This window comes from Janthinobacterium sp. (assembly GCF_031995485.1).
Taxonomy (GTDB): Bacteria; Pseudomonadota; Gammaproteobacteria; order Burkholderiales; family Burkholderiaceae_D; genus Janthinobacterium.
Genome location: NZ_DAMAGB010000087.1, coordinates 1 through 6,491, shown reverse-complemented (window position 1 = coordinate 6,491; position 6,491 = coordinate 1). Strand labels below are relative to the sequence as shown.

5 protein-coding genes are annotated in these 6,491 nt (G+C 64.4%); 2 read left to right on the top strand and 3 right to left on the bottom strand.

Annotation, left to right across the window (positions count from 1 at the left end):
- The coding region (locus RTQ46_RS26975) for a PAS domain-containing protein (protein ID WP_312440691.1) at window positions 1-531 on the bottom strand (531 nt) is incomplete at its 3' end.
- A gap of 320 nt (window positions 532-851) precedes the next feature.
- Here RTQ46_RS26975 and RTQ46_RS26970 point away from each other — a divergent pair.
- Window positions 852-2,099 (top strand): efflux RND transporter periplasmic adaptor subunit, encoded by a 1,248-nt coding sequence (locus RTQ46_RS26970; protein ID WP_312440690.1) that lies wholly within the window; start codon window positions 852-854, stop codon window positions 2,097-2,099.
- A gap of 2 nt (window positions 2,100-2,101) precedes the next feature.
- Entirely contained in the window at window positions 2,102-5,242 is a 3,141-nt protein-coding gene (locus RTQ46_RS26965) for an efflux RND transporter permease subunit (RefSeq protein ID WP_312440689.1), read from the top strand.
- A 58-nt stretch (window positions 5,243-5,300) separates the two neighbouring features.
- On the opposite strand, the gene RTQ46_RS26960 is transcribed toward RTQ46_RS26965, so the two are convergent.
- Window positions 5,301-5,495: a hypothetical protein gene (locus RTQ46_RS26960; protein ID WP_312440688.1), complete on the bottom strand. Its 195-nt coding sequence runs from the start codon at window positions 5,493-5,495 to the stop codon at window positions 5,301-5,303.
- An 81-nt stretch (window positions 5,496-5,576) separates the two neighbouring features.
- On the bottom strand, window positions 5,577-6,479 hold the full coding sequence (xerD, locus tag RTQ46_RS26955) for a site-specific tyrosine recombinase XerD (protein ID WP_312440692.1): 903 nt from the start codon (window positions 6,477-6,479) through the stop codon (window positions 5,577-5,579).
- Between the last annotated feature and the right edge of the window lie 12 nt (window positions 6,480-6,491).

Here is a 6,491-nt window from a genome sequence, read left to right as displayed (position 1 = left end):
CAGCTGGCGAAAATTGTCGGCCATCGACAGCAGCGCGCCGACCGGCACGCCATCCTGGCGGCTGGCCGTGATATCGACGTCGATGCACACCACCTGGCGCACCCGTCCTCCCTGCAGCAGGGGAAACAGGCTGGAACAGAAGCAGCGCGGCGCCGTCGCGTCTTCCCCGTCCAGCTGCCACAGGCGCGCCGGCCTGGCCTTGCCACTGGTCAACACCAGCGCCAGTTCCTGCTCGAAACCATCTGCCAGCTCACCAGCCCAGGCCGGCGCCATCGCGCGCGCCACGCCGGCCCAGGCCTGGCCGACCGCCTGCTCGCCGCTGACGCCATACAGGCGCGTGGCGCCCGGACTCCAGTAGCGCACGATGCCGTCGCGGTCGATGCCACGCACGGCCATGGCCGGCGCCTGCTCGACGGCGGCAACGATAATGGAAAGAAAGTCGAGCGCCTGGCTGGCAGGCCCCGCGTCAAGGGAGCCTCCGGCAAGCAGGCGGCCCGGCGACGCGGCGGGTTTGGCAATCAGGTCGGACATGCGCTCTCCCGCTCCGCGGCCGCACCGCAACCGGCGAATCCGAGACCCGTCCGGTGGCGCAGCCATCCTCACCATTCTTGCCTTGCCGGGAATCGGCTGCTTGAGACTGCACAAGCATGCGGGGATTCTTCCATCGCCCCAGCATGCATTCCAGCCCCGTTTTTGTGCAATCTGTCGCATTGGACTGGCGAGCACGCCTTGATCTTCATAAAGTAGCAACATGCGTATCGCCGTGGACGGGCATGGCGGCAGGCGTGCCTCCGTGCTCGCCGCGGCGGTGCGCTACCCCATGCCTGACGCCTACCTGACCCAAGATTCCCATGAAAAACGAGACACTGCCCCCGGTTCCCTTCCCTGCCACCAGCCGCCCCCGCCGCTGGCGCGCGCCCGTGCTGATCCTGCTGGTGCTGGGCCTGGCCGGCGGCGGCTGGACCGTACTGCAATCGAAACAGCAGGCGGCCAAAGCGGCCGAGGCGCAGGCGGCGAAAAAGAAAGCACAGGACAAGACCCCCGTGCATGAACTGGCGCAGGGCGACGTGGCAGCCATCAGCGCGCGCGCCCTCAGCGTCAGCCTGCCTTTGTCCGGCTCGCTCGCGCCGCTCACGCAAGCCACCATCAAGGCCAAGGTGTCGGGCGAAATCCATGAGACGACGGTGCAGGAAGGCCAGCAGGTGTCCAGCGGACAAGTGCTGCTGCGGCTCGATGCGGCCGACCAGCGCGCGCGCCTGACGCAGCAGCAGGCCATGCTCGACGAGGCGCAGGCGCGATTGTCGATGGCCAGCAAGAACGAAGCGAACAGCCAGGCGCTGCTCAAGCAAAAATACATTTCCCAGACCGCCTACGACACCACGCAGAACTCGGTCGACCTGGCGCGCGCCAGCGTCAAGTCGGCCGCCGCCATGGTGGAAATCGCCCGCATCGCGCTGGCCGATACGGTGATCCGCGCGCCAATGGCCGGCATCGTCAGCAAGCGTCATGTGCAGGCCGGCGAAAAGGTCTCGCCCGACATGCCCGTGTATACCATCGTCAACCTGGCGCAGCTGACGCTGGAAGCGCCGGTGCCGAGCGCGGAAATCCCGCGCATCAAAATCGGCCAGGAAGTGCGCTTCAAGGTCGACGGCTTTGGCGCGCGCGACTTTGCCGGCAAGGTGGCGCGCATCAACCCGACCACCGAAAGCGGCTCGCGCGCCGTGCTGGTCTACATTGCGGTGGACAACGGCGACGGTGCGCTGCGCGGCGGCATGTTCGCCAAGGGCAGCATCGTCACCGAACGCTCGATGGTGGCGCCGATGGTGCCGCTGACGGCCGTGCGCACGGAAAAGCATGGCACCGTGGTGTATGCGCTGGTCAACAACAAGGTGGTCGAGCAAGCCGTCACGCTGGGCCTGCGCAATGAGGACGAAGGCTATGCGGAAGTAACCGAAGGCCTGGCACCGGGCGCGAAAGTGATCGTCGCGAAACTCGATGGCGTGAAGCCGGGCCATGGCGTGCGCTTCAATACGCCCGCCGCCGCGCCGTCGGCCACGGCAGTGGCTACCCCACCGGTCGCTCCGGCACAGAAAGGCTGACCATGTGGATGACCAAAGTCAGTATCCGGAACCCCGTGTTTGCCACCATGGTGATGGTGGCGCTGGTGGTGCTGGGGATATTCTCGTACCGGGGCCTGGGCGTGGAAAGCATGCCCAGCGTGCAGTTCCCGTTTGCCGCCATCGAGGTGAGCTACCCGGGCGCCTCGCCCGAAGCGGTGGAAAACGACATCACGCGCCCGATCGAGGACGCCGTCAACACCGTCAGCGGCATCAAGACCATCCGCGCCAACTCGTGGGAAGGGCGCGCCGGCGTGTACCTGGAATTCGAGCTGTCGACCAATATGGACAAGGCGATGCAGGACCTGCGCGACAAGGTGGCGCTGGTGCGCCCGCGCTTTCCCAAGGAAGCCAAGGACCCGTTCATCGCGCGCGCCGAAGGCGATAACGAGCGCCCGATCGCCACCATCGTATTGACCTCCACCGGGCACGACCTGCGCGAGCTGTCGACCATGACGGAGCAGGTGATCAGCAAGCGCTTCCAGAGCGTGGCCGGGGTCGGCCAGGTCAAGCTGCGCGGCCTGCGCGCGCGCCAGATTTTGATCAGCATGAAGCCGGTCGAACTCAATGCCCAGGGCATCGGCGTCGATGAAGTGATCCGCGCCATCCAGGCCACCAATACCAACCTGCCGGCCGGCTCGATCAGCCACGGTGCGGCCGAGCAGCTGGTACGGGTGGAAGGCAAGATCAAGGATGCGCGCGAATTCGGCAAGATCATCGTCGCGCGCCGCGCCGTCGGCCCGGTCTACCTGGACCAGGTGGCCACGGTAGTCGATGGCGAACAGGAAGAGCTGTCGATCTCGCGCATGAATGGCCAGCAGGCCGTGACCATGGAAATTACCAAGGTGCAGGACGCCAACGTGGTCGAAGTGGGCAGCGGCATCCTGAAAGTGGCGGCCGACCTGCAAACCACGCTGCCGGCCGACATTACCCTGCGCGTGCTGGACGACGAATCGGCGCGCGTGCAAAGCCAGCTCGACAACGTCAAGCGCACCATCATCGAAGGCGCCGTGCTCACCATGGTGATCGTGTTCCTGTTCCTGCATTCGTGGCGCAGCACCATCATCACGGGATTGACCCTGCCGATCTCGGTGCTGGCCAGCTTTATCGCCATGAAGGCATTCGGCTTTACGCTGAACTTCCTGACCCTGATGGCGCTGTCGCTGTGCATCGGCCTGCTGATCGATGACGCCATCGTGGTGCGCGAGAATATCGTGCGCCACCTGGGCATGGGCAAGAATCACGTCAAGGCGGCCAATGACGGCACCAACGAAATTGGCCTGGCCGTGATGGCCACCACCTTTGCCATCGTCGCCGTGTTCGTGCCGGTCGCCTTCATGGACGGCATTATCGGCCGCTTCTTCCTGCAGTTCGGCATTACCGTGGCGGTGGCGGTGCTGGTGTCGCTGTTCGTCAGCTTCACGCTCGATCCGATGCTGTCGTCGGTGTGGCGCGATCCGGTCAGGGACCGCTTCAAGTACGCGCCGTGGCTGGGCCGCTTCATGGCCTGGATCGAGACCGGCATCGACCGCCTGCACGTCTGGTACGGCAAGGTGCTGGCGCTGGCCCTGCGCTGGCGCAAGACCACGCTGGCCACCGCCGTGGCGCTGTTCGCCGGCAGCCTGATGCTGGTGCCCATGATCGGCGGCGAGATGTTCCCGGAAACCGACCAGGGCTGGGTCAACCTGCGCTTCAAGACGCCGGTCGGCTCCAGCCTGGAATACACGGATTCCAAGGTGCGCCAGATCGAACAGGCGCTGAAGGAGTTCCCCGAGATCGACAGCCTGGTCGCCAACGTCGGCACCCAGGACGGCCGCAACACGGCCGAAGTGAACCTGAAGCTGACCGACGTCAAGACGCACAAGCGCCGCTCGCAGCAGGAACTGGAAAAGCTGATCCGTGAACGGCTGTCGCCGATTGCCGGCATCACCCTGTCGGTGGGCCAGCGGCCGATCTTTATCGCCATTCTCGGCACCGACGAAGGCAAGCTCGATGACGTGGCGCACCGCCTGATGGACAAGATGCGCGGCATCAAGGGCCTGGCCGACATGGAATACAGCCAGGAAGGCGCCAATCCGTCGACCACCATCAAGATCAACAACGAGCTGGCCAGCGACCTGGGCCTGTCGGTGCAGCAGATCGGCAACGCGCTGCGCCCGTTCGTGGCCGGCGACACGGTCAGCCACTGGCTGGCCTCCGACGGACAGAACTACGACGTCAACGTGCAGCTGCCCAAGTCGGGCCGCCAGAAAGTGGCCGACCTGGCCGACCTGTCGCTGGCGTCCAGCAAGTTTGACGCGAACGGCAAGCCGATCATGATCCCGCTGCGCCAGGTGGTGGAATTCGTGCCCTCGTCGAGCCCGCAGGTGCTGAAACGCCAGGCGCTGCAACGGCGCGTCGCCATCTATGCCGGCGTGCAGGGGCGCCCGGCCGGCGATGTCGACGCCGATGTGCAGAAAGCCATCAAATCGATCGACCTGCCGCCCGGCGTGCGTTTCGACGTGGCCGGCAATGCACAGCAGATGGCCGAAACCATGGGTGGCGCGATGATGGCGCTGGGCATTGCCGTGATCTTTATCTACCTGGTGCTGGCGTCGCAGTTCGGCAGCTTTTTGCAGCCGGTCGCCATCATGGTGTCGCTGCCGCTGTCCCTGATCGGCGTGCTGGCCGCGCTCCTGATCACCGGCAGCACTCTGAATATCTTCTCGGTAATCGGCTTTATCATGCTGATGGGCCTGGTGACGAAAAACGCGATTTTGCTGGTGGACTTTACCAACCAGCGCCAGCGCGAAGGGCTGGGGCAGTTCGCAGCGCTGATGGAAGCGGGCCAGGTACGCTTGCGGCCGATCCTGATGACGACGCTGGCAATGGTGTTCGGTATGCTGCCGATGGCGATCGGCATGGGCGACGGCGGCGAATCGCAGGCACCGATGGGCCGCGCCGTGATCGGCGGCGTGCTCACCTCGACCTTGCTGACGCTGGTGGTGGTGCCGGTGGCGTACACTTACCTGGACAGCCTGGGCAAGCGCGCGGCGCGCTTCTTTGGCGGCGGCTCGCATGAGCCTGAAGAGCAACATAATGCAGAACATGATGGCAAAGTTACCGCCATCGGCAGCGCGCACTGACGCTGCGAAGATCGCCTTCACCGTCCCCGCATTGGCGGGGACGACGCGGCGGCAAGGATTACTGCGGCTGGGCGGGAGCGTCGTCCGCCTCGGTGGCATCGGCCTCATCATCGCCTTCAGGCTCTTCTTCGGAACCGTCAGCCGGCTTCGGATTGTTTTTCGCTTCCAGCTTGCGCCTGGCTTTTTCCTCGGCTTTCTTCTTCTTTTCCAGCTCTTTTTGCCGTTTTTCGTATTGGAAATTTGTCTTGGCCATTTACTACCTCTTTAATGTTTTGTTGTAACAGATAAGCGCATCACTGACATTATGACGCAGTTAGGGCAAATGCAAAAATGTTCAGCCTCGCGGATGGTGCGCCGCATGCAGCAATTTCAGCCGCTCGCGCGCCACATGCGTATAAATTTGCGTGGTGGAAATATCGGAATGTCCCAATAACAATTGCACAACGCGCAAATCCGCGCCGTGGTTCAGCAAATGCGTGGCAAATGCGTGGCGCAGCGTGTGCGGCGACAGCGGCGCCGTGATGCCAGCGTTCATCGCGTGTTTCTTGATAATCACCCAGAACATCTGCCGCGTCATGGCCCCGCCACGGCGCGTGACGAACAGCGCATCGTCCATCTGGCCGTCCAGGATGATGCCGCGCGCGTCTTTCAGGTAGCGCTCGATCCACAGCCGCGCCTGCTCGCCAAACGGCACCAGGCGCGTCTTGTCGCCCTTGCCGGTGATGCGCAGCACGCCATCGTTCAGGCTCAGTTCGACCGCTTTCAGGTCCACCAGTTCCGACACGCGCAGGCCGCTCGCATACATCAGTTCGAGCATGGTGCGCTCGCGCAGGCCCAGCGGCGTGGCCACGTCGGGCGCCGCCAGCAAGGCTTCCACCTGTGCTTCCGTCAGGGTATGGACGAAGCGCGCCGGCTGCCTGGCCGACACCATCTTCAGGCAGGGATCGGCGCTGATATGCTTGTGGCGCAGCGCCAGCTGGTAAAAGCGCTTGAGCACCGACAGGCGCCGGTTCGACGACGTGGCCTTGCTGTCATCGTGGCGGGCGGCGAAATAGGCTTCGATATCGGCCGTGGCCACGTCATACAGGCCGTCGCGTCCGGGCTGGTTCACTTCCAGCCAGCGCGCGAACAGGCGCATGTCGCGCCGGTAGGCGTCGAGCGAGTTTTTCGACAGGCCGTCTTCCAGCCACAGGCTGTCGCAGAACTCGTCGATCAGGGTGGCGTTGTCGGGCGCCAGCAGGCTGTTGAT